At 73.4% G+C, this 22,059-nt stretch carries 27 protein-coding genes; 11 read left to right on the top strand and 16 right to left on the bottom strand.

Features of this window, described 5'->3' with window-relative positions:
* Positions 1-84: 84 nt before the first annotated feature.
* The 3 genes from ACFV4G_RS34345 to ACFV4G_RS34335 form a co-directional block, all read right to left on the bottom strand.
* Complete coding sequence (locus ACFV4G_RS34345; protein WP_380446105.1) at positions 85-687, bottom strand: ClpP family protease; 603 nt, start codon at positions 685-687, stop codon at positions 85-87.
* 1 nt (position 688) lies between these two features.
* Positions 689-1,327, bottom strand: coding sequence for an ATP-dependent Clp protease proteolytic subunit (locus tag ACFV4G_RS34340; protein ID WP_380446104.1), 639 nt, complete (start codon positions 1,325-1,327; stop codon positions 689-691).
* 151 nt (positions 1,328-1,478) lie between these two features.
* A complete protein-coding gene (locus tag ACFV4G_RS34335; protein WP_380446103.1) occupies positions 1,479-1,838 on the bottom strand; it encodes a winged helix-turn-helix transcriptional regulator in 360 nt (119 codons plus the stop codon).
* 121 nt (positions 1,839-1,959) lie between these two features.
* Here ACFV4G_RS34335 and ACFV4G_RS34330 point away from each other — a divergent pair, with 121 nt between their 5' ends.
* Positions 1,960-2,799 (top strand): SDR family oxidoreductase, encoded by an 840-nt coding sequence (locus ACFV4G_RS34330; RefSeq protein WP_380446102.1) that lies wholly within the window; start codon positions 1,960-1,962, stop codon positions 2,797-2,799.
* Positions 2,800-3,023: 224 nt separating this feature from the next.
* Here the strand turns inward: ACFV4G_RS34330 and ACFV4G_RS34325 are convergent, their stop codons facing one another.
* Positions 3,024-3,434, bottom strand: coding sequence for a hypothetical protein (locus ACFV4G_RS34325; RefSeq protein ID WP_380446114.1), 411 nt, complete (start codon positions 3,432-3,434; stop codon positions 3,024-3,026).
* Positions 3,435-3,676: 242 nt separating this feature from the next.
* Here ACFV4G_RS34325 and ACFV4G_RS34320 point away from each other — a divergent pair, with 242 nt between their 5' ends.
* On the top strand, positions 3,677-4,525 hold the full coding sequence (locus ACFV4G_RS34320; protein WP_380446101.1) for an alpha/beta fold hydrolase: 849 nt from the start codon (positions 3,677-3,679) through the stop codon (positions 4,523-4,525).
* A 37-nt stretch (positions 4,526-4,562) separates the two neighbouring features.
* Here ACFV4G_RS34320 and ACFV4G_RS34315 read toward each other — a convergent pair whose 3' ends face one another.
* The 4 genes from ACFV4G_RS34315 to ACFV4G_RS34300 form a co-directional block, all read right to left on the bottom strand.
* Complete coding sequence (locus tag ACFV4G_RS34315) at positions 4,563-5,207, bottom strand: hypothetical protein (RefSeq protein ID WP_380446100.1); 645 nt, start codon at positions 5,205-5,207, stop codon at positions 4,563-4,565.
* Positions 5,208-5,392: 185 nt separating this feature from the next.
* A complete protein-coding gene (locus tag ACFV4G_RS34310) occupies positions 5,393-6,604 on the bottom strand; it encodes a serine hydrolase domain-containing protein (protein ID WP_380446099.1) in 1,212 nt (403 codons plus the stop codon).
* Positions 6,605-6,852: 248 nt separating this feature from the next.
* On the bottom strand, positions 6,853-8,232 hold the full coding sequence (locus ACFV4G_RS34305; RefSeq protein ID WP_380446098.1) for a pyridoxal-phosphate dependent enzyme: 1,380 nt from the start codon (positions 8,230-8,232) through the stop codon (positions 6,853-6,855).
* A 106-nt stretch (positions 8,233-8,338) separates the two neighbouring features.
* Complete coding sequence (locus ACFV4G_RS34300) at positions 8,339-8,560, bottom strand: hypothetical protein (RefSeq protein ID WP_380446097.1); 222 nt, start codon at positions 8,558-8,560, stop codon at positions 8,339-8,341.
* Positions 8,561-8,953: 393 nt separating this feature from the next.
* Here ACFV4G_RS34300 and ACFV4G_RS34295 point away from each other — a divergent pair, with 393 nt between their 5' ends.
* The 4 genes from ACFV4G_RS34295 (at position 8,954) to ACFV4G_RS34280 (ending at position 13,449) form a co-directional block, all read left to right on the top strand.
* Positions 8,954-11,173: a hypothetical protein gene (locus ACFV4G_RS34295; RefSeq protein WP_380446096.1), complete on the top strand. Its 2,220-nt coding sequence runs from the start codon at positions 8,954-8,956 to the stop codon at positions 11,171-11,173.
* 168 nt (positions 11,174-11,341) lie between these two features.
* Entirely contained in the window at positions 11,342-12,001 is a 660-nt protein-coding gene (locus tag ACFV4G_RS34290; protein ID WP_380446095.1) for a 2'-5' RNA ligase family protein, read from the top strand.
* A gap of 237 nt (positions 12,002-12,238) precedes the next feature.
* Positions 12,239-13,057 (top strand): alpha/beta fold hydrolase, encoded by an 819-nt coding sequence (locus tag ACFV4G_RS34285; protein ID WP_380446094.1) that lies wholly within the window; start codon positions 12,239-12,241, stop codon positions 13,055-13,057.
* Positions 13,054-13,449, top strand: a complete 396-nt coding sequence (locus ACFV4G_RS34280) for a contact-dependent growth inhibition system immunity protein (RefSeq protein WP_380446093.1) — start codon at positions 13,054-13,056, stop codon at positions 13,447-13,449. Before ACFV4G_RS34285 ends, ACFV4G_RS34280 begins: the two co-directional genes overlap by 4 nt.
* Before the next feature lie 19 nt (positions 13,450-13,468).
* On the opposite strand, the gene ACFV4G_RS34275 is transcribed toward ACFV4G_RS34280, so the two are convergent.
* Both ACFV4G_RS34275 and ACFV4G_RS34270 read right to left on the bottom strand, forming a co-directional pair.
* Positions 13,469-14,020 carry a SecY-interacting protein Syd gene (locus ACFV4G_RS34275; RefSeq protein ID WP_380446092.1) on the bottom strand — a complete coding sequence of 184 codons (552 nt, stop codon included), beginning with the start codon at positions 14,018-14,020 and terminating at the stop codon, positions 13,469-13,471.
* Positions 14,021-14,109: 89 nt separating this feature from the next.
* A complete protein-coding gene (locus ACFV4G_RS34270; protein WP_380446091.1) occupies positions 14,110-14,292 on the bottom strand; it encodes a hypothetical protein in 183 nt (60 codons plus the stop codon).
* Between the two features lie 110 nt (positions 14,293-14,402).
* Between ACFV4G_RS34270 and ACFV4G_RS34265 the strand changes: the two genes are divergently transcribed.
* The 3 genes from ACFV4G_RS34265 (at position 14,403) to ACFV4G_RS34255 (ending at position 16,243) form a co-directional block, all read left to right on the top strand.
* On the top strand, positions 14,403-14,795 hold the full coding sequence (locus ACFV4G_RS34265) for a DUF302 domain-containing protein (RefSeq protein ID WP_380446090.1): 393 nt from the start codon (positions 14,403-14,405) through the stop codon (positions 14,793-14,795).
* 11 nt (positions 14,796-14,806) lie between these two features.
* Positions 14,807-15,670: a universal stress protein gene (locus ACFV4G_RS34260; protein WP_380446089.1), complete on the top strand. Its 864-nt coding sequence runs from the start codon at positions 14,807-14,809 to the stop codon at positions 15,668-15,670.
* A gap of 120 nt (positions 15,671-15,790) precedes the next feature.
* Positions 15,791-16,243, top strand: coding sequence for a universal stress protein (locus tag ACFV4G_RS34255; protein WP_380446088.1), 453 nt, complete (start codon positions 15,791-15,793; stop codon positions 16,241-16,243).
* An 85-nt stretch (positions 16,244-16,328) separates the two neighbouring features.
* Here the strand turns inward: ACFV4G_RS34255 and ACFV4G_RS34250 are convergent, their stop codons facing one another.
* The 6 genes from ACFV4G_RS34250 to sigK all read right to left on the bottom strand — a co-directional run bounded on the left by ACFV4G_RS34250 (position 16,329) and on the right by sigK (position 20,472).
* Positions 16,329-17,093: a hypothetical protein gene (locus ACFV4G_RS34250; protein ID WP_380446087.1), complete on the bottom strand. Its 765-nt coding sequence runs from the start codon at positions 17,091-17,093 to the stop codon at positions 16,329-16,331.
* An 87-nt stretch (positions 17,094-17,180) separates the two neighbouring features.
* On the bottom strand, positions 17,181-17,753 hold the full coding sequence (locus tag ACFV4G_RS34245; RefSeq protein ID WP_380446086.1) for an SMI1/KNR4 family protein: 573 nt from the start codon (positions 17,751-17,753) through the stop codon (positions 17,181-17,183).
* A 195-nt stretch (positions 17,754-17,948) separates the two neighbouring features.
* Complete coding sequence (locus ACFV4G_RS34240; protein ID WP_380446085.1) at positions 17,949-18,386, bottom strand: DUF3574 domain-containing protein; 438 nt, start codon at positions 18,384-18,386, stop codon at positions 17,949-17,951.
* A 127-nt stretch (positions 18,387-18,513) separates the two neighbouring features.
* Positions 18,514-18,885 (bottom strand): hypothetical protein, encoded by a 372-nt coding sequence (locus tag ACFV4G_RS34235; RefSeq protein WP_380446084.1) that lies wholly within the window; start codon positions 18,883-18,885, stop codon positions 18,514-18,516.
* 114 nt (positions 18,886-18,999) lie between these two features.
* Positions 19,000-19,746: an anti-sigma factor domain-containing protein gene (locus ACFV4G_RS34230; RefSeq protein ID WP_380446083.1), complete on the bottom strand. Its 747-nt coding sequence runs from the start codon at positions 19,744-19,746 to the stop codon at positions 19,000-19,002.
* 141 nt (positions 19,747-19,887) lie between these two features.
* The gene (gene sigK, locus ACFV4G_RS34225) at positions 19,888-20,472 is read right to left on the bottom strand and encodes an ECF RNA polymerase sigma factor SigK (RefSeq protein ID WP_380446082.1); all 585 of its coding nucleotides are present in this window, start codon (positions 20,470-20,472) and stop codon (positions 19,888-19,890) included.
* A gap of 363 nt (positions 20,473-20,835) precedes the next feature.
* Between sigK and ACFV4G_RS34220 the strand changes: the two genes are divergently transcribed.
* Complete coding sequence (locus ACFV4G_RS34220; RefSeq protein WP_380446081.1) at positions 20,836-21,240, top strand: hypothetical protein; 405 nt, start codon at positions 20,836-20,838, stop codon at positions 21,238-21,240.
* A 228-nt stretch (positions 21,241-21,468) separates the two neighbouring features.
* Positions 21,469-21,870 (top strand): hypothetical protein, encoded by a 402-nt coding sequence (locus ACFV4G_RS34215; RefSeq protein ID WP_380446080.1) that lies wholly within the window; start codon positions 21,469-21,471, stop codon positions 21,868-21,870.
* The last annotated feature ends 189 nt before the right edge of the window (positions 21,871-22,059 follow it).

The raw sequence follows: 22,059 nt of genomic DNA, 5'->3' as shown, positions 1-22,059 counted from the left end.
GGTCCCCTGACCGGGGCGGGGGCCGGAACCCGCGTGTGGTCCGGGCCGCCGTGCCCGTGCCCGTGCCGTCAGCGGTCAAGCGGCTCAGGCGAACGCGAGCCGCCGGCTCAGCACCTCGTCGGCGATCCCGTACGCGACGGCCTCCTCGGCGGTGAGCACCTTCTCCCGGTCCATGTCCGCGCGCAGCGTCGCCACGTCGTGGTGCGTGTGCCGGGACAGGACCTCCTCCACCTGCGAGCGGATGCGGACCATCTCCTTGGCCGCGAGGCTGAGGTCCGAGACCGTCCCCTGCCGCCCGCCGCTGGCCGGCTGGCCCAGCAGCACCCGCGCGTGCTGGAGCACGAACCGCCGCCCGGGATCCCCGCCGGCCAGCAGCACCGCCGCCGTCGATGCCGCCTGGCCCACGCAGAACGTGGAGATCGGCGCCTGGACGAACGTCATCGTGTCGTAGATCGCCATCAGCGAAGTGAACGATCCGCCGGGCGAGTTGAGGTAGATCGAGATCTCGCGCTCCGGGTTCTCCGACTCCAGGTGCAGGAGCTGGGCGATGACCACGTTGGCGACGCCGTCGTCGATCTCGGTGCCGAGGAAGATGATCCGCTCGTTCAGCAGCCGGCTGAAGACGTCGTAGGACCGCTCGCCCTGCGCGGTGCGCTCGATCACGTACGGAACCGTGTACGACCCCATGTCACAGCCCCATCCGTCGGCGCGACGAGGCCGGGCGGATGTCGGCGAGCGACTCCACCACCCGGTCCACGATCCCGTACTCCCTGGCCTGTTCGGCCGTGAACCAGCGGTCGCGGTCGCCGTCGCGCGCGATCGTCTCCTCGCTCTGCCCGGTGTGCTCGGCGGTGATCCGCTCGATGGCCTTCTTGGTGAACAGGAGGTTCTCCGCCTGGATCTCGATGTCCGCGGTGGAGCCCCCGATGCCCGCCGACGGCTGGTGCATCATGATCCGCGCGTTCGGCAGCGCGAACCGCTTGCCGGCCGCGCCGACGCTGAGCAGGAACTGCCCCATGCTGGCGGCGAAGCCCATCGCCAGCGTCGAGACGTCGTTCGGGATGAGCCGCATGGTGTCGAAGATGGCGAGCCCCGCGGTGACCGACCCGCCCGGGCTGTTGATGTACAGGCAGATGTCGGTGCGCGGGTCCTCCGCCGAGAGCAGCAGCAGCTGCGCACAGACCCGGTTGGCCGACACGTCGTCGACCTGCGTGCCCAGCAGGACGATCCGCTGGGCGAGCAGTTGAGCCGCGAGGTGGTCGTCGAACCGGCTGGGCGGGGTGTCTCCCTCCTCCGCGCGGGGCAGGAGGGTGCCGAGTGGAGTCATCAGGTCTCCTCGAAGAGCCGGGGATGCTGTCCCCATCACTCTCGACCGCCGAAGACCCTCGGATGCGATTTCTCTGCCCGCCGCAGATTCGCCACGGGCAGAGCCCAGCCGGCGGTGCGCGGCAGGCGCCCGCCGATGGCCGCTGCGTGGGCTACCCGGCGTCGCGCGGGGGCAGGCGGCGGGTGATCCGGTCGAACAGGTCGGCCAGTGGCTCGGCGACCTCCCGGCCGAACTCGGTCAGCCCGTAGGTGACCTGAGGCGGTGACGTCGGTTCGACCTCGCGCCAGACCAGGCCGTCCTGGACCAGGACGCGCAGGGTCTGGGCGAGCATCTTCTCGCTGATCCCGTGGATGCTCTCGCGCAGCTCGTAGAAGCGCAGCGCGTTGCTCCCCAGCGAGATCAGCACCCAGACGCCCCACCTGCTGGTCACGTGGTCGACCACGTCGCGCGCGGGGCAGTCGGTGTGAAACACCTCATACCGCTTGCCGGCCTCGGCCTGCCTGAACTGCATTCCTCCCACCATGTTATGAGCTTACCTCAAGGTATGTCCTTACGAAAGATTAGCTCCGACTCCTACCGTGAAGGCCACCTCAGGAAATCGAGCCATCGAGCTGTCGAGCAAGGAGCTGATCATGATCGTGGTGACCGGGGCCACCGGAAACGTGGGCCGACCGCTGGTGCAGGCGCTCGCGACCGCGGGCCACCAGGTGACGGCGGTGTCGCGACGCACTGCGCCGGTACCGGACGGAGTCCGCCATGTCGCGGCCGACCTCACCGGGCCCGCCGGCCTTGAGCCCGTCCTGACGGGGGCGAAAGCACTGTTCCTCCTGCTGTCCGGCGACATGCACGCCGCCGGCGCCGACCCCGCCGACATCATCGGCCGGGCCGCGGCTCGCGGGGTCCGGCGCATCGTCCTGCTGTCCTCGCAGGGTGTGGCGACCAGGCCGTTCGGCCCGACGCGGATCGCGATACGCGGCGTGGAGGACGCCCTGCGCGAGTCCGGAACGGAGTGGACGATCCTCCGGCCGGGCGGCTTCGCCTCGAACGCCCTCTGGTGGGCCGAGTCCGTCCGTACGCAGCGCGCCGTCGCCGCCCCCTTCGGCAACGTCGGCGTGCCGATCGTCGACCCGGCCGACATCGCCGAGGTCGCGGCCGCCTGCCTGGTGGAGGACGGGCACACCGGCGGCGTCTACGAGTTGACCGGCCCGGAGCTCATCACGCCCCGCGGGCAGACAGAGGCCATCGCCGCCGCGCTGGGCTCGCCCGTCCGGTTCGCCGAGCTCACGCGCGAGGAGGCCAGGTCGGCGATGTCCCGGGCCATGCCGGTGGAACTCGCCGACGACACCCTGGACATCCTCGGCTCCCCGAACCCGGCCGAACTGCGGATCAGCCCCGACGTCCAGCGCGTCCTCGGCCGCGCGCCGCGCCCGTTCGCCGACTGGGCCGCCCGCAACGCCGCCGCGTTCCGCTGATCACAGGCCGAGGGGGGGGGGGGCGCCCCCCCCCCCCGGGGGGGGGGGGCGGGGCGCCCCCCCCCCCCCCCCCCCCGGGGCGCCCGCCGCCCCCCCCACCCCCGCGCCCCCCCCCCCCCCCCGACGCGGGGTGGGGGGCCGCGCCGAACACACCACCCCCCCCGCGGGTCCCGGCGTCAGCTGCCACCCCGGCAGTTGACGACGACCGCGACCGTGGCCGCACGTCAGCGCACGGTCACGGTGAACACGGGCGACGCGGTGTTCCCGCTGACGATGCGCAGCTCGTTCAGGCCCTTGATGCCGAGCTTCACGCCGAGCGAGTAGGCGCCGTTGCGGTTGGTGTTCACGGACGCCGGCAGGGTGACCCACTTGCCGTGCTGCTTCTGCTGCAGGGTCACCTTGGTGCCCGGCTTGAGGCCGGTGGTCGTGCCGTTGACCCGGAACAGCTCCCAGGCACGGACGGACGTCACCGACGGCTTGGCGGTGATCCCGGCCTGGGCGGCGGCCGCGGCGGCGACGGGCTGCGCCGCCGGGGCGGACGGGGTGGCGGCGATGGCGGTGCCCGCCAGGCCGATGGAGAGCACGCTGACGGCGGTCACGGCGGCCAGGCGCATGGAGTTCCGCTTGGAGACGATCACGGGTACACCTCTTTCGAGGGGAGGTGGGTGCCGGCCCGACCGCGGTGTCCGGTGCGGTTCGGGCCCTGTCATGTATACGGACGCCGCACCGCGCCGGTCGGTTGTGGTCGAAACGTCACCGCCTTGTAACAGCCTGCGACTGCCCCGGCCCGCCTTCGTCCGACCGACCCCCTGTCGTCACCCCGTCAACCCTGTGGTGTGATCGTCCTGTTGACGTACAACCGACAGGAGCTCGTCTCATGACCACCACGCCCACTCCCACCCGGCTGACCGTCGGCCCGCACACCTTCGACGCGCTCGCCGCCGGGCCCGCCGACGGTGAACTCGTCCTGCTGCTGCACGGTTTCCCCGAGTTCGCCGACTGCTGGACCGCCGAACTGACGGCGCTGGCCGCCGCCGGCTACCGCGCGGTCGCCGTCGACCAGCGCGGCTACTCCCCCGACGCCCGCCCCGAGGACATCGCCGACTACGCCGTCGAGCACCTCGTCGCGGACGCCCTCGGCTTCGCCGACGCACTGGGCTCGCCGCGCTTCCACCTGGTCGCCCACGACTGGGGCGGCCTCGTCGCCTGGGCGCTGGCCTCCGCCCACCCGGAGCGGCTCCACAGCCTGACCGTCCTCGCGACGCCGCACCCCGAGGCGCTCTTCGAGGCCATGAACAACGGCAGCGACCAGCGCGAACGCTCGCAGTACGTCAAGCTCTTCCGCCAGCCGGGCAACGTCGCCGAGCAGGGGATGCTCGCCGACGGCGCGGCCCGCCTGCACACCCTCTACCGGGGCGCACTGACGGAGGAGCTCATCGAGTCCAACGTCCGTCGCCTCACCGAGCCGGGCGCACTGACCGCCGGCCTCAACTGGTACCGCGCGATCAACGACGAACTCCGGGTGCCCGCCGGGGAGATCACCGTCCGCACGCTCTTCGTCTGGGGCACCGAGGACATGGCCCTGGGCCGCGACGCCGCCGAACTGACGGCCAAGCACGTGAGCGCCCCCTACCGCTTCGTCCCCCTGGAAGGCGCCACCCACTGGCTCCCGGAAGCCGACGCCGACCGCATCATGCCCCTCCTCCTGGAGCACCTCGCGGGCTGACCGGAGCTGCGGTCCCGACCGGCCACGCCAGCCGGGCTCAGAGGAACACGATGGCCTTGCCGTCGGCGATGCTGGCCCGGCAGGCGCGGTACAGCTGGTGCCAGGCGATCTTCTCCGTTTCGAAGGGGGACCCCGGCTCGAGGTCCGCGAGGGTGGAGTCCTCCGCCGCGGGGAGCGTGCCGTCGGCGTCGAGGTGGATGCCGAGTGACGGTGCGAGGCTCGCCAGTTCGGCCAGCAGGCGCTGGCTGGAGCCGACCATGCCGTACCCGGCGACGTCCGATTCTTCCGGGAGGAAGAGCGGATCGTCGAAGTCCACGGGTATGTAGTAGCCCGAATTGTCGGCGTGGCAGAGCAGATGGGAGGCGAACATGGACGTCTCGTCCTGGATCTTCCGGCCGTCGCGCTCGTACTGCTCGGCGTCGGTCTCCAGCGCGGGAGTGAGCCGCTCGCCGCGCCCGGCGAGCACGAAGACGCGACGCAGGTGGTACAGGTAGCTGTACGGGAAGTGGGCGGAGACGGCGGGCGCGGCGGGCGGATCGGCGATCTCCGGCTCGTGCCAGTCGACGCCGCCGTCCGCGAGCGCCGCGCTCAGGCGCGCGAAGGCGCCTCGGAAGTGCACCAGTCCCTCGGCGTCGTTCCTCGCCTGGTCGTCCAGGAGTCCCACGGTGATCGAAAGTCCCATGACCGCAGACAGTAGCGGTCACGACCGACAGCGGCCGACGCCCACCGGCCACGCGGCGGCGGACGCCGGTGCGCCCGGCAGTTCGCGGTGAACCGGATCGCCTGACGGGTGTCGCACGTCGGCTTGCCTTCTCGGCCGGCCCGGGCCGGCCTCTCCCCGGTCGTACACGGCGCCGCGGCCGCGCGTCAGCCGCACAGCGCTGCCGTTTGCGCCTGCATCATCCCCTTGCTCAGCGGGACGGGCGGCTCGCCCTTCAGGTCGGCGCCGAGGTCGTAGAGGTTGCCGACGAGGACCAGCTGCCGCTCGCCGTCGGTGGTGGTGAGCGAGACGCTGGTGAAACCGGGCCCGCCGCCGTCGGTCTCCCAGGCGCCGATCGTCCGGGTGCCCGGCGCCGCGCCGCACGACACGTCCATGTGCTGCACGCCGAGTCCGTACGCCGGTGCGTGGGGGAACTGCACCGTCGTAAGGAGTTCGCGCTGCTGGGCGGGGCGCAGCAGCTCGCCGGTGAACAGCGCCCGGTGAAAGTGGGCCAGGTCGTTGACGGTGGAGATCATGGCCCCGGCGGTCCAGTCGTAGGACGGGCTGAAGCGCGTCACGTCCTGGTGCTTGAAGTCGTAACCGTGCAGGTGGGGGCCGTGGATGGCCGGATCGGTCAGTGGGAAGGTGGTGTTGTCGAGGCCGAGCGGGGCGAGGATCCGCCGGTGGATCTCGGCGGAGGCGCTGTGGTGCGTGACCGCTTCGATGACCAGACCGGCGACCAGGTAGTTGGTGTTGGAGTACGACCAGCCGGATCCGGGCGCGAACAGCGGCTCGTGCCGGACGGCGCGGGCGATCACCTCGCGCGGGGTGTAGACGTAGTCCCGGACGTGGCCCTCCAGGTAGGGGGCGAAGAACTCGGGCTCGGTGGTGGGGTCGTAGATGCCCGCGGTGTGGTTGAGCAGGTGGCGGATGGTGATGGCCGAGCCGTCGTTGCCGTTCCCGTCGACCACTCCGGGCAGCCACTTCTCCACGCTGTCGTCCAGGGACAGCCTTCCCTCCCCTTCCAGTTGCAGCAGCACCGTCGACACGAACGACTTGGTGTTGCTGGCGATCCTGAACCGCTGGTCCGGCCGGGCCCGCTCGCCGGTCGCGAGGTCCGCGACGCCGGCCGCCACCCGCGACTCCCGCTCCCCGTCCCTGGCGTAGGCCAGGACCCCCGGGAACCCGTCCGCGACCGCCTGCTGGACGCCCTCGGCGAGGCCGGCGGGCGGCGCCGTCTCCCCCGACACCGACACCAACAGCGGCCCCCTCCCCGGCACCCGCACCGGCTCCGCGACGGCCGTAGCCGGGAGAAGCCCCGTGACCGCCACCGCGCACACGCCCGCCCACAGCGCCGCCGTCCCCGTACGTGCCCTCATCGACATCCCCTGTTCGTGCTGCCCGTTCCCCGTTCACGCCCAGCGTGCCGCGTCCGCCAGCCCCTCGCCCAACCGGCTACCACCCGAATAGTTGCGGGGGTTAGCCCCCCAGGTCAGGTGGCGGAGCTGGAGGCGCGCACCATGAAGAACGACGGCAACCCGCTCGGTCCGACGAACGTGCGTGGAGAGCACGGGCATCGGCGGCCGCAGCCCGCCGTTCGCCGTCCACGCGGTGCCGGCGGGGACCTTCAGGCGAGCGCCGCCTTCGTCAGCACCCCGGCCGCCTTCCCATCCACCAGCACCACCACCGCCGCGTGCCCGCCCGCCAGCGCGGCCCGCGCCTCGGCGGCCGGCTGCCCGACCCCGACCGTCGGCAGGGCCGGCCCGAGCAACGGGCGCACCGGGCCGTCGGGCTTGGCGCCGCCGTCCGCGAGCGCCGCCCGCAGCACCTCCCGGGACACCGAGCCGAGCACCTCCGCCTCGGCCACCCCGTACGGCCGCGCCGCCCGCGGCAGCACCGCCGGAGCGACCCCGCCCGGCACGGCCCGCAGGGCCTCCAGCGCCTCGCCGACGGTCGCGTCCGCGCCGACCGTCACCAGCGGGCCGGCCCCCTCCAGGGCCGCCCGCAGCTCGCCCTCCCCCGGTTCCTCCAGGAAGCCCAGGCGCCGCATCCACCCGTCGTTGTGGACCTTGGACAGGTAGGACCGGCCGGAGTCCGGCAGCAGCACCACGACCAGGTCGTCCGGTCCCAGCCCGCGCGCCACCCGCAGCGCCGCCGCCACCGCCGTCCCGGACGAGGGGCCGGCCAGGATGCCCTCCTCGCGCGCGAGCCGGCGGGCCGTCAGCAGCGACTCGCGGTCCGGGACGCGCTCGAACCGGTCGATCACCTCCGAGCGGTAGGCCTGCGGCCAGCGGTCCTCGACCGTCTCGGGGTGGAGGAAGTGGCCGATGCTCTCGACGAACCACGGGCTGCCGTCGCCGCCCCCGTACGACGAGGACTCGGGATCCGCGCCGACGACCGTCACCGCACCGCCGGAGGCCTGCTTGAGGTACCCGCCGGTGCCGGTGACGGTGCCTCCGGTGCCCACGCCCGCGACGAAGTGGGTGACCCTACCGCCGGTCTGCTCCCAGATCTCGGGGCCGGTGGTCCGCACATGGGCGTCCGGATTGGCCAGGTTGTCGTACTGGTTGGCGAGCCAGGCGCCCGGAATCTCCTCGGTGAGCCGCCGGACCACGTTGAACAGGTGCCGCGGGTCCTCCTGCGGCACGGAGGTCGTCGCGAGCACCACCTCGGCCCCGTACGCCCGCAGGATGTCCGCCTTCTCGGGCGCCGACTTGTCCGACACCCCGGCGATCACCCGGTACCCCCGCCGGCGGCCCACGATGGCGAGCCCGATGCCGGTGTTGCCGGACGTCGCCTCGATGATCGTCCCGCCGGGCGCCAGGAGCCCGTCCCGCTCGGCGGCCAGGATCATCGACAGCGCGGCACGGTCCTTGACGCTCCCGCCGATGTTGAGGAACTCGGCCTTGGCGTAGATCGGCGCGGCGATCCCGGCCCCCAGCCGCGCGAGGCGGAACAGCGGCGTCCCGCCGATCGCGTCGAGGACGGACTCGTGCACTGCGGTCATCGGGCGCTCCTTCATCCGGGTCAACGTGCAACCGGGTCGACGTGTGCAGACATGTCCGAGCCTGCCCACGCTCGCGCCCCGGTAGACGAGTCCGGGGCGAGGTCGGTCACCGGTTTCCCCAGACGGTGAAGAAGAGCACGACGGGGACCAGGCTCAGCAGGACGCCGATCGTCTTGCCGATCGGGCCGCCGTTCTTCCGGCCCGCGAGAAGCAGCACGAGTCCGGACGGGAAGAAGCCCACGAGGATGGGCAGCGGCATCATCAGCCACGGCAGCGAGACCACGAGCTCCAGGCCGAACTGCAGCCACCCGACGACGAGACAGGCCACGCGATAGCCCCAGCGCCCGGGCACTGCCAGGGGAATCAGGGTGCTGAAGCCGGCCAGACACCACCGGGTGAGCGTCTCCCCGTCGGCTCCTGCGTGACCCGTCGCGTACGTGACGGCGTAGACCAGCCACGAGGCACCGGCACAGGCGGCGAGCCCCCATGGCCGAGGCTCGGCGTAGTGCGACGCGATTGATCGCATCATCTTCCACCCCCAGGATGCTTTGAACGCGTTCAAGGTGCTTGAACGCGTTCAAAATAGCACCGCCGTCCACCCCGCGAAGACCCACCCCCCACGGGCGGACAACCCTCGCGCGACCCCGCCCGACCAGGTGTCCGAGCGATCCGTGAGACTGGCCAGCGCAAGGACCGGCCATCGCACCACCTCGGGGGAGACATGCACGACCCGCTCGACGGGCTCGACGACATCGACTGGGCCGCGTTGAACCACGCCTACGGACCCGCCACCGACGTCCCCGGCCTGCTGCGCGACCTCGCATCACCGGATCCGGCCGAGCGCGACCACGCGCTGGACGCCCTGTACGGAGGGGTCCACCACCAGGGCGACGTGTACGACTCCACCCTCGCCTGCCTGCCGTTCCTCTGTGCGCTGGCCGCCGCTCCGACCGTCGCCGACCGGGGCTCCCTGCTCACCCTGCTCGACAGCATCGGCGAGAGCGCCGCCCGGCGCGCCGAACTGGCCGATCACCTGCCCGACCCGCAGGCCGTCGTCACCAGGGCGCAGGAGACCGGCTGTTGGGGCGACGACCTGGAGCTCGCGTACGGCCTGCTGGCGCGCGAAGCGCTGGAACAGCGGCTGCCCGGCCTGACCGCACTGCTGGCCGACGCCGAACCGGACGTGCGCGCGGCAGCCGCAGTCCTCCTGGCAGGCCGCCACACCCGACCCGCAACCGTCCTGAACCTCATCACCACGCCGGCCGCCGCCGAGGAGCACGACCCGACGGTCCGCCACGCCCACGTCATCGCCCTGAGCACCCTGGCCGGGCGGCTGAGCGACGACCCGCCCCAGCAGCTGCGGGCCACGCGGGCGCTCGCCGGGCTCGCCGAGCCCGGCCAGGACCCGGCGACGGAACTGGCCGCGCTCGCCGCCCTCGCCCGCCACACCCCGCAGCACCTGCCCGAGGGCCTCACGGACCGGGCGACGGCCGCCCTGGACCGCGCCCGGCAACACCCCACCGCATCACCCGGCGAGCCCCGCCCCGAAACCGACACCCTCCTCTCGCACCTGCGCACCCTGCAGACCGCGTCCTTCACCGAGGACACCGACGAACTCGTCGCCGAAGCACTCGACGACCTCATCGACGCCCTCGGTGACCGAGTGCCGGAACGTCACCGGCTCGTGCTGCACACACTGCGCCACGGAGACCCGCACGGCCCGCAGGCCGCCGTCGACCGGGCGGGCGACCTGCACAGCGGATGGCGCGTCCCCGACGCGAATGCCGCACGGACCGCCGAAGCGCTGGGCCGGCTCCTCCGCGGCTCCGACCCGCAACTCGCCGCAGCAGCGGCCCAGGAGCTGCGCCTCGGCCGGTTCCCGCTCTCTCCCGACCTGCTCGACACCGCCGCCACGATCGCCGACGACGGCCGGTACCGCACCGGCTGGGGCTGGGAGCGCTACCTGCCCGGCCAGTGCATCCAACTCCTCGCCGCCGCGGGCGACGAACGGGCCGTCGGCCTCCTCGCGCCGCTGCTCGCCGGCCGCTCCGTCCCCGAGGACCTGGCGCTCTACTGCCGCCAACTTCGCCCGTACGCCCACGAGATGCTCTCCGCACTGCTCTCCCGGGCGCACCCCGCGACCGAGCGCTGCGAGGTGGACGGCGTCATCGACGACACCGCCCTGGCCGAAGTCGGCCGGCTCCTCGCCGCCATGGCCGCCACCGGCCACCCGCGGGCGCACGTGGTGATCGGCCCGGTGCTGGCCGCGTGCCTCGACCTCACCCGGGACACCACCGGCTCGCTGCACCACGGCCTCCGCACGGTCCTGTCCGACCCCGAGGGCCTCGGCCCCGACGCCGAGGACGCCCTGCCCGTCCTGCGCGAACTGCTCGGCGACCCGTACCCCGTCACCCGGGTCGAGGCCGCCCGCGCGCTGTGGCACGCCGGACAGGACCCCGCCGAGATCCTGCCCGTACTCGACGCCCTGATCGCGGACACCGACGACTGGTTCCCGCGCTTCCACGCCCTCGAACTGGCCGCCGCGATGGGCGCGGACGCCGCCCCGCTCGGGGAGCGCATCCGCACCGCCCTCGCCGCCGAACTCGCCATCGAGGAGCACGACCGAACCCTCGTCCGCCTCCTCCTCGCCGCCCGGGCCACCGGACCCGCGGAATCCCGTGCCCGGCCCGACGACGACCTGCTGCGCACCCTGTGGACGCGCAGTCGCCCCGTCCGCCCGCTCATCGCGGCGGCACTCCGGCGCGAGCAGGCCGAGCGCGACCTCCCGCCCGGCTTCCCGGAACTGCTGCACGCCGAACTCGCCGACCCCCGCCGCGTCGACAACAACGGCGACCACAGCCGCGGGACGCGGTACGACACCGACGCCGACGACCGCTTCCGCGCCGACTGCCGGGCCCTGCTCGCGGAGCAGCCGGACTGATCGCCGGCCGGCGGCGGCTCCGCGGTGACGATGTGACGATGTGACGGCCAAGGCGAGCCCACGGGCCCCCGGATTCCCGGACTCCCGGACGGCGAGGACACGGCCGTCCGTTTCCGGGATGCTGAAGTCCCCCGAGCTGAAGTCCCCCGAGCCTAGGGAGAAGAGACCGTGGAGAAGTTCGTCCCGAAGTTCCAGGGCGCCCCCTGGCCCGACGGCGCGCGCGTCCTGCACGTCTACGCCGTCCCCGACCAGGCGGCCCACCCCCCGCTGGCCCGCCTGGTGGCCGAGTGCCACGAGGCGATGCGCCCGTTCCCGATCACCCCGCTCGTCGACGGCACGCTGCACTGCACCGTCGAGATGGTCGCCGACACCACGGCCGACAAGATCACCACGGACGAGCGCGACGACCTCCTCACCGCCCTGCACGAGCACCTGGCCACGGCCGGTCCGCTGGAGGTCGTCGTCGGCTCCCCGATCGCCAACCGGGCCGGCGCCTTCCTGGATGTGTCCCCCGACGACGGCCTCGTCGACCTGCGCGAGCGCGTGCGCGACGCCATCCGGGAGGTGCGCGGCCCCGGCGCCCTGCTCCACAACGGCGGCAGGCCCCACATCTCCCTCGGCTACGCCTGGGCCGAGGCCTCCTCGGACGCCCTGCAGACCGCGCTCCGCCGGATCTCCCCGAGCCACGTCCCCGTCCGCTTCACCGGGCTCCACCTGCTCGACGTCCTCTTCGAGGAGCGTCCCCGCCCGCAGGGCGAGACGGCCTGGGAACTGTCCTGGGAGACGGTCGGGACCGTGGCGTTCCCCGACCGTCGCTCGACCGCCTGACCCGCCCGCGCTCGTCGGCCAGCCGTTCGAGTTCGGCCGGGGGCTGGAGGTCATCGTGGCCGGAGAACATGGCGCGGTCCGTGGAGGTGGCCAGGACGAGCCAAGGCGAACTGGCCGGCGGCGAGCAGCCGTGAACTGCTTGTATACCCTCTGGCTCGACGGCAAGGCGAGCCGCCCCTCCTGGGGCGGGCCGCGCCACCAACTCACCAACCGCACCCGCCTCCTGGAGAACCCGGCATGGCCTGGACCGAGCACACCGTGATACGCGACGGCGTCCGCATCTCCTGCCGCGACTGGGGCGGTTCCGGAGCCCCGGTGCTCCTGCTGCACGGACTGGCCGGCCACGCGGGCGAATGGGACACCATCGCCCGGAGCCTGAGCCCCCGCCACCGGGTCGTCGCCGTGGACCAGCGCGGCCACGGCGCCAGCACGCGCCGCCCCGGAGACGTCTCCCGCGCCGCGTACGTCGCCGACGTCGCCGCTGTCGTCGAACAGCTCGACCTGCACCGCCCGGTCCTGGTGGGGCAGTCGCTGGGCGGCCACACCGCCATGCTCACCGCCGCCGCGCACCCCGACCTCCCGGGCGGCCTCGTCCTCGTCGAGGCGGGAGCCGGCGGCCCGAGCCCGGACGTCCCCGCCGAGATCGGCGCGGCGCTGGAGGCGTGGCCGAGGCCCTTCCCGTCACGCGGTGCGGCGGTCGAGTTCTTCGGCGGCGGTGCGGTCGGCGAGGCCTGGGCGGACGGATTGGACGAGCGGGACGGCGGGTGGTGGCCGCGCTTCGACCGGGACGTGATGGTCGAAGCGCTGGCGGAGAACGCCCGGCGCGCCTTCTGGGACGAGTGGACGGGCATCACCTGCCCGACACTGGTCGTCCTGGGCCAATCGGGCATCATCCCCCGGGACGAGACGGAGGCCATGCTCCAACGCCGCCCCGAGACGGTGGCCATGAGCGTCCCCGCAGCGGGCCACGACGTCCACCTGGAACAGCCCGAGACCCTGTGCCGGGCACTGCACGAGTTCCTCGAACAGGTCGCCGCGGGGACGATCGACCGATGACCGGCCCCGTGGACCGTGACCGCACCCTTGAGGAGCTTGAGCACGACCGTTGGCCGGCACCGCCGGCGGATGCGACCCGTCTGGTCTTGACCGTGCACGCCCTTCGGCAGAAGCCGATCGGCGAGCTGACCATCGAGGACCTGCGACTGATGATCGGACAGGACGTCGGCCTTGCTCATCTCCTGCCGCTTTCATTGGAGGTACTGCGGGACGACCCGATGGCGGAGGGCGACATGTATGCGGGCGATCTGCTGAACACAGTGCTGACCAGGAGCCCGGTAGTCTGGAGCGAGACGCCCGGGCTCGCGCAGGAGCTCGGAGCGATCGTCTCGGAGTCGAGCGACCTGCCGCCGGACCTGGTGCAGAAGGCGAAAGGGTTCCTGAGCCGGTAGGAGCCCGCTGCGGCCCCGCCTACAAGTCCGCCAGGAACTCGGCCAACGACGGCGCGACCAGGCGACCACCGGGGTGGCCGGCCTCTTGGAGCAGGATCTCGCCGGTGGCGTTGTCGAGGGCGAAGGACAGGTCGGAGTAGGAGCCGGCGACGGGGAACGAGATGGCACCGCCGAACTCCGCCGCCTGCCGCCGCGCGTGTTCGGCCAGGCCGCGCACGGTGCGCTGGAGTTCCGCTTCGTTCCACAGCGTGCGGAGCGACACCGATTCACCGGAGTGCTCCAACCCGTCCACCGGGCCGCACCAGAGGCTGCCGTAGAACGCTGTCACGTCCGGATGCAGCACCCCGCCGATGGCGGCGACTGCGGCCTCAAGATCGGCGAAGTCGGGGGCCCGGTCCATTGGCACAGGCTTCCACCGGATCATGCCGTCGGGGTCGGGCTCCCCCAGCTGACAGGGCGACTGCCACTCGGGGTCGTACTCCACGACGTTCAGACCGGCTCGATCAAGACCCGGCCAGAGTCCGTCGAGAAGCAGGGCGGCGAGCCCGGTCCGCGTGTCGTGCCCGGTCAAGTGAACTCCCCGTCAACGCTCTCGTCTGCACTCGGCACGTGGCACGCTACCGGGCCGGTACGACAACGGACGCTCGGGGTGAGTGACCGTCAGTAGATCCCGGAGAACCGGTCCCACCAGGTCGGCCGCGTCACGTGGCTGGAGAGCGGGCTCGGTCCTCGGTAGTCGGTCTCGATGAGCTCCTCGGGGATCACCACGTACTGGAGGTCTGCCAACGCCCGGCAGACGGTCGCGAGATCTGCGGCGTCCAATTCTGCCTCGGTCGACGTCATCCGCACATCTGGTCGCAACGGCCGTATCCGCCTCTGCCCGGTTCGCCCCGCGCCGGGAGGCGGTGAGTGGCGGGCCCGTCGATACTGGGCGGGACCCCGAGGAGGAGATCGTGGACTACGGTTTCGGCGTCCGGCTCGGCCGGCCGTTCGCGGAGGCGGTGGAGGCCGTCACGGCCGCGCTCAAGGAGCAGGGCTTCGGTGTCCTGACCACCATCGACATCCGGGCGACCCTCCGGGAGAAGATCGGCGAGGAGGTCGAGGACTACGTGATCCTCGGTGCCTGCAACCCCTCCCTCGCCCACCGCGCGCTCCGGGCCGACCGGCGGATCGGGCTGCTGCTCCCGTGCAACGTGGTCGTCCGGGCGGACGGTGACGGCGCCGTCGTCGAGGCCGTCGATCCCCAGGTGCTGGTCGCGCTCGCGGGGTCGGACGGTGGGCTCGGCGAGGTCGCGGACGAGGCCGGGCGGCGGCTGCGTGCCGCGCTCGGCTCGCTGCGGGACTGAGGGTGCCGGCCGTGAACGCTCCCGTCGTCGTCGGATTCGACGGTTCGCCCGAAAGCCTCGCCGCCACCGAATGGGCCGTCCGCGAGGCGCAGCGCCGCCGGTGTCCGCTGACGCTCCTCCAGGCCTGGCCCGGGCCGCATCGGGATGTGGCGGGACGGGACGAGACCTTCCGCCGCGCACAGGAGCAACTCGCCTCCCGGGAAGCGGAATTGAGCGAGATGGCACCCGGGGTGCCGGTGACCGCGTCGCCGGTGTCGGGTGACCCCGTCGAGGCGTTGGAGGAGGCCGGCCGAACCGCCGCCCTGCTCGCGCTCGGCTCGCACGGCCTCGGCACCATCCGCGGGTACCTGACCGGCTCGGTGAGCCAGGAGGTGCTGCGCCGGGCGGCCTGTCCGGTGGTGCTCGTCCGCGCGCAGGCCCCGGGCGCGCAGGGAGGCGAGTCGGACGGTCCTGTGGTCGTCGGGCTCGACCTGGCGCACCCTGCGGAGGACGTGCTGGCGTTCGCCTTCGAGGCCGCCGCCGTCCGCTCGGCGCCGCTGCGGGTCGTCCACGTGTGGTCCCCGCCGGCCGGGACCGAGTACATGTCGTACGGCGCCATCGGCGGGCTGGAGGGCGAGATCTCCAGCGTCGAGTGGAACGGGCTCGCCAAGGCCGTGGAGGTCTGGCGGGCCCGTCACCCCGAGGTGGCCGTGACCGCCGACCTGGTCCGGGGCAAGGCGGCCGTCGAGCTCGTGGACGCAGCGGCGACGGCCAGGCTGCTCGTCGTGGGCCGCCGCGCCCGGCACACGCCCCTGCGCCACCACCACCTGGGGCCCGTCGCGCACGCCGTGGTCCACCACGTCCACTGCCCGGTCGCCGTCGTCCCGTACGGCTGACCCGGCCGGCGCCCGTCACCCGGGTGGCAGGCCGTACTGGCGCCCGCCGAGGACGGCACGCACGGTGGACGAGGGGCTCCAACGGTTCACAGGACGGTGACGGTACAGGTGGCGACACAGATGAACGCGCACGATTCCGCTCCCCGCGTCGTGGTCGGCGTCGACGGCTCGCCGTCGTCGCACGCCGCGCTGCGCTGGGCCCTCCGGCACGCCACCCTGATCGGCGGCGTCGTGGACGCGGTGGGCGCCTGGGAGCCGCCGAGCCACATCGGCTGGTCGGCGCCCGTGGTGGACCACTCCTTCGACCGGGAGGTGGCCGAGAAGCGGTTCGCCGACGAGCTCGACCGCGTGCTCGGCGACCGGGTGCTCGGCGAGGGCCGGACGGTGGAGGTGCGGCGGACGATGGTGATGGGCGACCCGTCCGACGTGCTCCTGAACGCCTCCCGGGGCGCCGAGCTGCTCGTGGTGGGCAGCCACGGCCGCAGCGGCTTCAGCCGCGCCCTGCTCGGCTCGGTCAGCACGCGCGTGACGCAGCACGCCACGTGCCCGGTGGTCGTCGCCCGCGCGCACTGACGGGTCTCGGGGCTCCCCCGTTGCCGTGCGGCGGGCCCGCCCGACCAGGGCATGGCGTCGGAGCAGCCGGTCGGGTCGCGTGCGATCAGTCGGTGTGGTTCGGCCAGTGCGGATCGGTCCACCGGGCGGGCCCGGTGAGGCCGATCAGCCGCAGGCGGTGGAGCAGGTCGTCCGGGGTGCCGATGGCTCTCAGCCGGGCAGGGGCGTGGCGGATGAGCCAGGCGGTGAGGACGGCCACCATGCCGTCATTGTCGTCGTGCCAGGTCCACCAGGGCAACTCATCGGCGAGCAGGTCGTCGCCCCACTCGTCGACGGCCTCCGCGAGGCGACGATCGGCCGCCGGGTGGTCCAGCGCCTCCCAGACGTCGAGCCAGGGGCTCAGTTCGCCGGACGCCTCGACGCACAGGACGAGGGTCCGGGGCGCGTACGCGGCGGGGTCGGGGGTGACGAGGGTGTGGGCCCAGAACGCGTGCAGGAACTCCCGTACAGCCGCAGCCTGTTCCGGGGGCCACGTCTGCCAGTCCGCGCGGGCGAGGACAACCCCGATCTCGTCCCGGTACCGGTACGACTCGGACCGGCTGTCGACGACGGCACCCGCGAGCTGGGGCAGGATGCGGCGGAGCACGGCTCCGGGGTCGCCCCACCCGGGGATGTGCCAACTCCGCCGGAGGAGGTCGGGATCGAGCACAACCCCGGGCACCTTGAGGAGGGCGAGCTCCTCGGCGCTGCCCCAGTGACACTCGCAGTTGTGCTCGTCGGGGTGCGCGACCGCGCCGCGGAAGGCGTCGGCGAGGCCATCCAAGGCAGCGTCGAGGCGCAGCCTCGCCCGGTGGACGTGCATGTCGGTCATGGGCGTTCGCCTTCGGGGACTCCGCCGGCCTGCGCCTGGCGAAGATCGCCACGCTACCAGCCGGGAAGCGGCCCTCTCCCGGCGGGCTCACCATCTCCCGGCCTGGGAGCGGACCTTGGGCAGGGCCCACGGTTCCACCGCGCCCGTGACCAGGTCGGCCAGGAACTGGACGGCTCCGCCGGTGTAGTGCCACCAGACGGAACTCCGGGAGGCTACCGTGACCGTCCATTCCTCCGGCCCGGCCGGGTCGGTGGTCCACAGGAAGAGGTCGCCCTGATGGGAACCCGCCCACGGCAGCAAGCCGCCGGGGGCGGGGTACGGGTGGAGCGGGACGTCCAGATCGGCTTCCGCGCACCACTCGTCGACGATTTCCAGCGTCTCGCGCAGGCCCTCCACCCAGCGGCGCTCACCGCCCGGCTCCGGACCGCCCAGGCCGAGGAAGTCCCCGAGGACGAAGGACGGGTAGCGCTCACAGAGGAGCCTGAAATCCGTCGGCAGACCTACACCCAGGTCGGCCTCCACGAGCCGCCAGTCGATGCTCCTCGGCTCCGGCAGGCGCAGCCGCGCCAGGTCAGGGACCGCCCGCTCCAGAGCGGCGAGAGCCTCGGAGGGGTCGGTCAGCTGTCGGAGCGGGGCCTGCGTGCCGGCGAGATCGTCCATGCGACCAGGATCCCAGGAGCACGACTCGCCGAGGCCGAGGGCCCGTAACACCGCTGCCGCCACCACCGGTTCGGGAACGATCGACAGCCTGCCTCCGTCGATCGCCGGAGCAGTGAAGGCCGTGACCGGCAACGGCTGATGCACGCGGAACACCGGTCCGCCGACGGGACGGCCTCCGGCGCGTCGTGGCGCGGGCTAGAACGAGGCCCTCACCGACTCGTCGACGCGGCCCACGGCCTCCTGTTGGAACCTCTGGTCGTAGGCCCGGCGGATCTCCTCCACCGCGGCGCCCGCCGTCCGCGCGGCGGGCAGCGGGTACAACAGCGTGACCAGGTAGGACCGTTCGTGCTCGATGACGCCGTGGCGGTCGCGGTACTGGCCCCGGCCGTCCTCGATGGTCAGGCCGTCCGGGAAGCGCGGCGTGATCTCCGAGTCGACGAAGGCCTGGAACTCCTGCTCCGTGACGGCGGGACCGCCGTCGGGGCGCTCGGTGCCGAAGAACAGCTCGGTGCGGGTGTACGGATCGTGCGGTGCGACCGGCGCACCGGCCGCGCCGGCGACGGGGGCGAGGGTCGCACCCGTCACCAGCAGGGCGGCACCGGCGACCACGCCGGCCCAGGTGTTGGTCTTCATGCCGTGGTCAACGCCCGGCCGGGACGCGCGATGCGCCGGTTCAGCCGTACGAGCGGTGACCGGCCGCCGGGACGGGCCCGTTCGCGCGAAGCCGCCCACCTGCATGCTGGACGGCACGGCAACGGGATCAGCTCCGGGCCACCCGCAGCGCCCAGAGCACCAGCGGCACCTGCAGCGGGAGCCGGGCGACGGCGGCGGTGCGCAGCGGCGCCGGGCGGGTGCGCCAGTCGCGGGCCATCTGCACGTTGGCGGGGAGCACCGCGACGAACAGCCCGGCGGCGGCCAGTGCACCGGCGCGGCGGGTGCGCGGGTGCGCGACGGCGGCGCCGACGGCGAGCTCTGCCAGGCCGCTCAGGTGGGTCCAGGTCCGGGGGCTGCCGGGCAGGGCACGCGGGACGATCGCGTCGAACGGGCGCGGGGCGGCGAAGTGCGCCACCCCGGCGCCCAGCAGCAGTCCGCTCAACAGGCGGGCGGATCGGGCGGATCTGTCGGCGGGCATGCTGCTCCTCGGGGTGCTCGTCGGCGGGCCCCGGCGGGGAAGGCCTCCCGGGGCTACCGGAGAGTAACCCCGACGGGGCTGCGGGCGGAACTCCCTGTCGAGGCTTGCCCGGCCTCACGTGAACGACAGCAGCATGACCGGCGCGCCGCTCGGGTGGGCGGACCCGCCCGCCGGTTCGACCGTCACTCCGACGCCCGTCGCCCCGCCCAGCGGCCCGGACAGCACCAGCGAACCGTCGCCGCCCGGCAGCAGCCCCGCGGGGCGCATCGTCCCGGCGTCGTCGAACCACAGCTCGTACGTCCTGCCCGCGGCCGGGGCGGGCATGCCGGTGGCGAGGAAGGCCGCCTGGCCGCGACCGTGCGACCACACGACGGTGCCCACGCCCGCCCCGCCGGCCACCGTCCCACTGGCCGTACGGGCATCGGGTGCCGCGAGGAGGTCCGCGAACCGGTTCTGCTGCTGGACAGCGGCGGCCCGCGCCCGCGCCTGGTCGGCCTCCCGGTGCTCCTGGACGGCCAGACCGCCGGCCCCGGCCGCGACGGCCAGGCACGCGGCGAGCGCCAGCTTCGGCCAGGCGCGGCGCAGCCGGCCCGGCCCGGGGCCCGCCGGCTGGACGGGGGCGGTCCGCGGGGCCTCCTGCCGGATGGCGGGCAGCGCGGCCATCACCCGCGCCTTCATGGCCTCCGGCGGCACCACGGACTCCGCCGCCCCGAGCCTGGCCAGGGTCGCGGCGAACTCGGCCACCTCCTGGGCACAGGCCGGGCAGTCGGCCAGGTGCCGCTCGAACGCCGAGCTCTCGGCCGGGTCCAGCGCGTGCGCGGCGTACGCGCCCGTCAGCGTGTGCAGGTCGGCGACGCTCATGCGCCCACCTCGCTTCGCTCGGCAGCCGCTTCGCGCAACGCGCACCATCCAACGATTCGCTCGCTCCGCTCACTCATGCGCCCACCTCGCTTCGCCCGGCAGCCGCTTCGCGCAACGCGCACCATCCAACGATTCGCTCGCTCATGCGCCCACCCCCAGGCAGTCGCGCAGGCGGATGAGCCCGTCGCGCACGCGGGTCTTGATCGTGCCCAGCGGCACGCCGAGCACCTCGGCGACCTGCGGGTAAGTGAAGCCGCGGTAGTACGCCAGCGTCAACGACTCGCGCTGCAGTTCGGTCAGCACGCGCATGCACCGCCGCACCTGCTCGCGTTCCAGCCGGCCCTCGACCTGCTCCGCGACCTCGTCGAACACCGGGGCGTGGGCGGCGGCCGCGGCCCGCCGGTCGCGGTCGGCGGCGGCCTGCGCGGCGCGGACCCGGTCCACCGCGCGGCGGTGCGCGATGGTCAGCACCCACGGCATCACCGCGCCGCGTTCGGCCCGGTAGCGGGCGGCGGTGCGCCACACCTCGAACAGCACCTCCTGGGCGACCTCCTCGGACTGCGCCGGGTCCCGCAGGACGCGGCGCACCAGGCCCAGCACCGGCCCGGCCACCGCGTCGTACAGGTGCGAGAACGCGTCCTGGTCCCCGCGCGCGACCCGCGCGACCAGCTCCCCGAGGTCCGATCCCGGCCGTCCCGGCCCGGACAGGTGCACGACGGCGCTCATCCGGCCGCGCCCCGGTGACGGCGGGCGGGCGGCGAGCCCAACGGGCGGACGGCAGGCATGGTGGACCTCCCAGGGGCCCCGCCGGAGAGGGGCCCGGCGGGGCGGAGCGGAACGGACTGGCACCCGTCCTTCGAGGCTGGCACGCGACCGGATTGGCCCGCATCCGAGGGCGCCGCCGCCTGTGCGGGGTTGTACGGAATTCGTGACTCCACACGCCGCTTCGGCCAGCCTTGAGGCGGAACACCACGGGCGCGGCCGGGCCCGGCCGGGGCGACCCGCCGCACGCGCCAAGTCCCGCGGCGCGACCGTGAGTTCCCGATGCGAGAAGCACGGACCGACCACTCCCATGCCGAAGGAGCCCCTGTGAAACTCCGCCTCGCCGCGTCGGCCGGGGTGCTGGCGCTCACCGCGACCGCCACCCTGTTCGCCGCCGGCACCGCCTCGGCCGACAACGGCGGCTGCCGGGCCCCGTACTACGCCGACGGCGTGCTGACCCAGTCCTGCATCAGCTCGGAGGGCGGACGCAACATCCGGGCCGCCGCCTACACCATGGACCAGGTGCACAACACCATCGACCTGTGCGTCAAGATCGTCGACGGGGCCGGGAACCAGTACGGCGGCACGGCGTGCAGCCGGCAGGACGCCTACTACGGCTCGGTGAACGGCTACCTGACCACGGTGCCTCCGGGCAGGTACTACGCCGTGGCGTGGTTCACCGCCCCTGGTTACTACTACGCCGGCGAGTCCCCCGCGATCGACGTCTCCTGAGCAACGGGACGTCCCCCGAGCACGGGCACCGGCATCCACGGGGGTGACGTCGGCGCCCGCCCGGCCCGCCCTGCGCCGCTGCCCGGCGCGGGGCGGGCCCGTGTTCATCCGTTCGGGTGATCGATGGGCCACGGCGTGTGATGCGTACGCGTCGGGGAAGGGACGGGGACGTCCCAACGTGCCCGCCCTGGGCGGGACTTCCGATGATGCCCTGATGGAGACGAACCCATGACCGACAGCCAGACCGTCACGTCCTCAGCCGTCCGAGGCGGGAGCCCGGACTCGGCAGTCGACCGCGTCGCCGACTTCTACGGCGCCTACATCGACGCCGTGTCCGACGGCACGGACGACCTGTCCGACGAACTCCGCGCCCACTACCTCACCGAGGACTTCCGCCGGCGCCTGGCCGCCTGGGAGGAGGCCAACCACGCCGACGGCGTCCTGCGCGCCCAGGACGTCCCCACCCGCTGGGAGGTCCGCTACCACGACTCCGGCGCCGGCCACCTGTTCACGACGGTCACCCTCACCTGGGGCACCGGCCCGGACGCCGGCCACACCCGGCTGGCCGTGCAGAGCGACCTGAGCACCAAGCTGATCTCGGACATCGAGGACGCACCGGCGGGTTCCTGAACGACGCCCCGGGCAGCCCTGAGCCTCCGGGCCAGGGCCGGCCGGGTGTGCGGCACGCGTCCGGGCCCGGGGGGGGCCCCACACGGGGCGGGCGGCGGGGCCGGGGGGTGGGGGGGGTGGGGTATTAACAAAAGAAGCAGCCGCCGAAAATTATTTTTTTTATATAGGGGGGGGGCGGTTCATTAAAAA

This window comes from Kitasatospora sp. NPDC059747 (assembly GCF_042732955.1).
Taxonomy (GTDB): Bacteria; Actinomycetota; Actinomycetes; order Streptomycetales; family Streptomycetaceae; genus Kitasatospora.
This window is presented reverse-complemented; position numbering and strand designations above follow the sequence as displayed.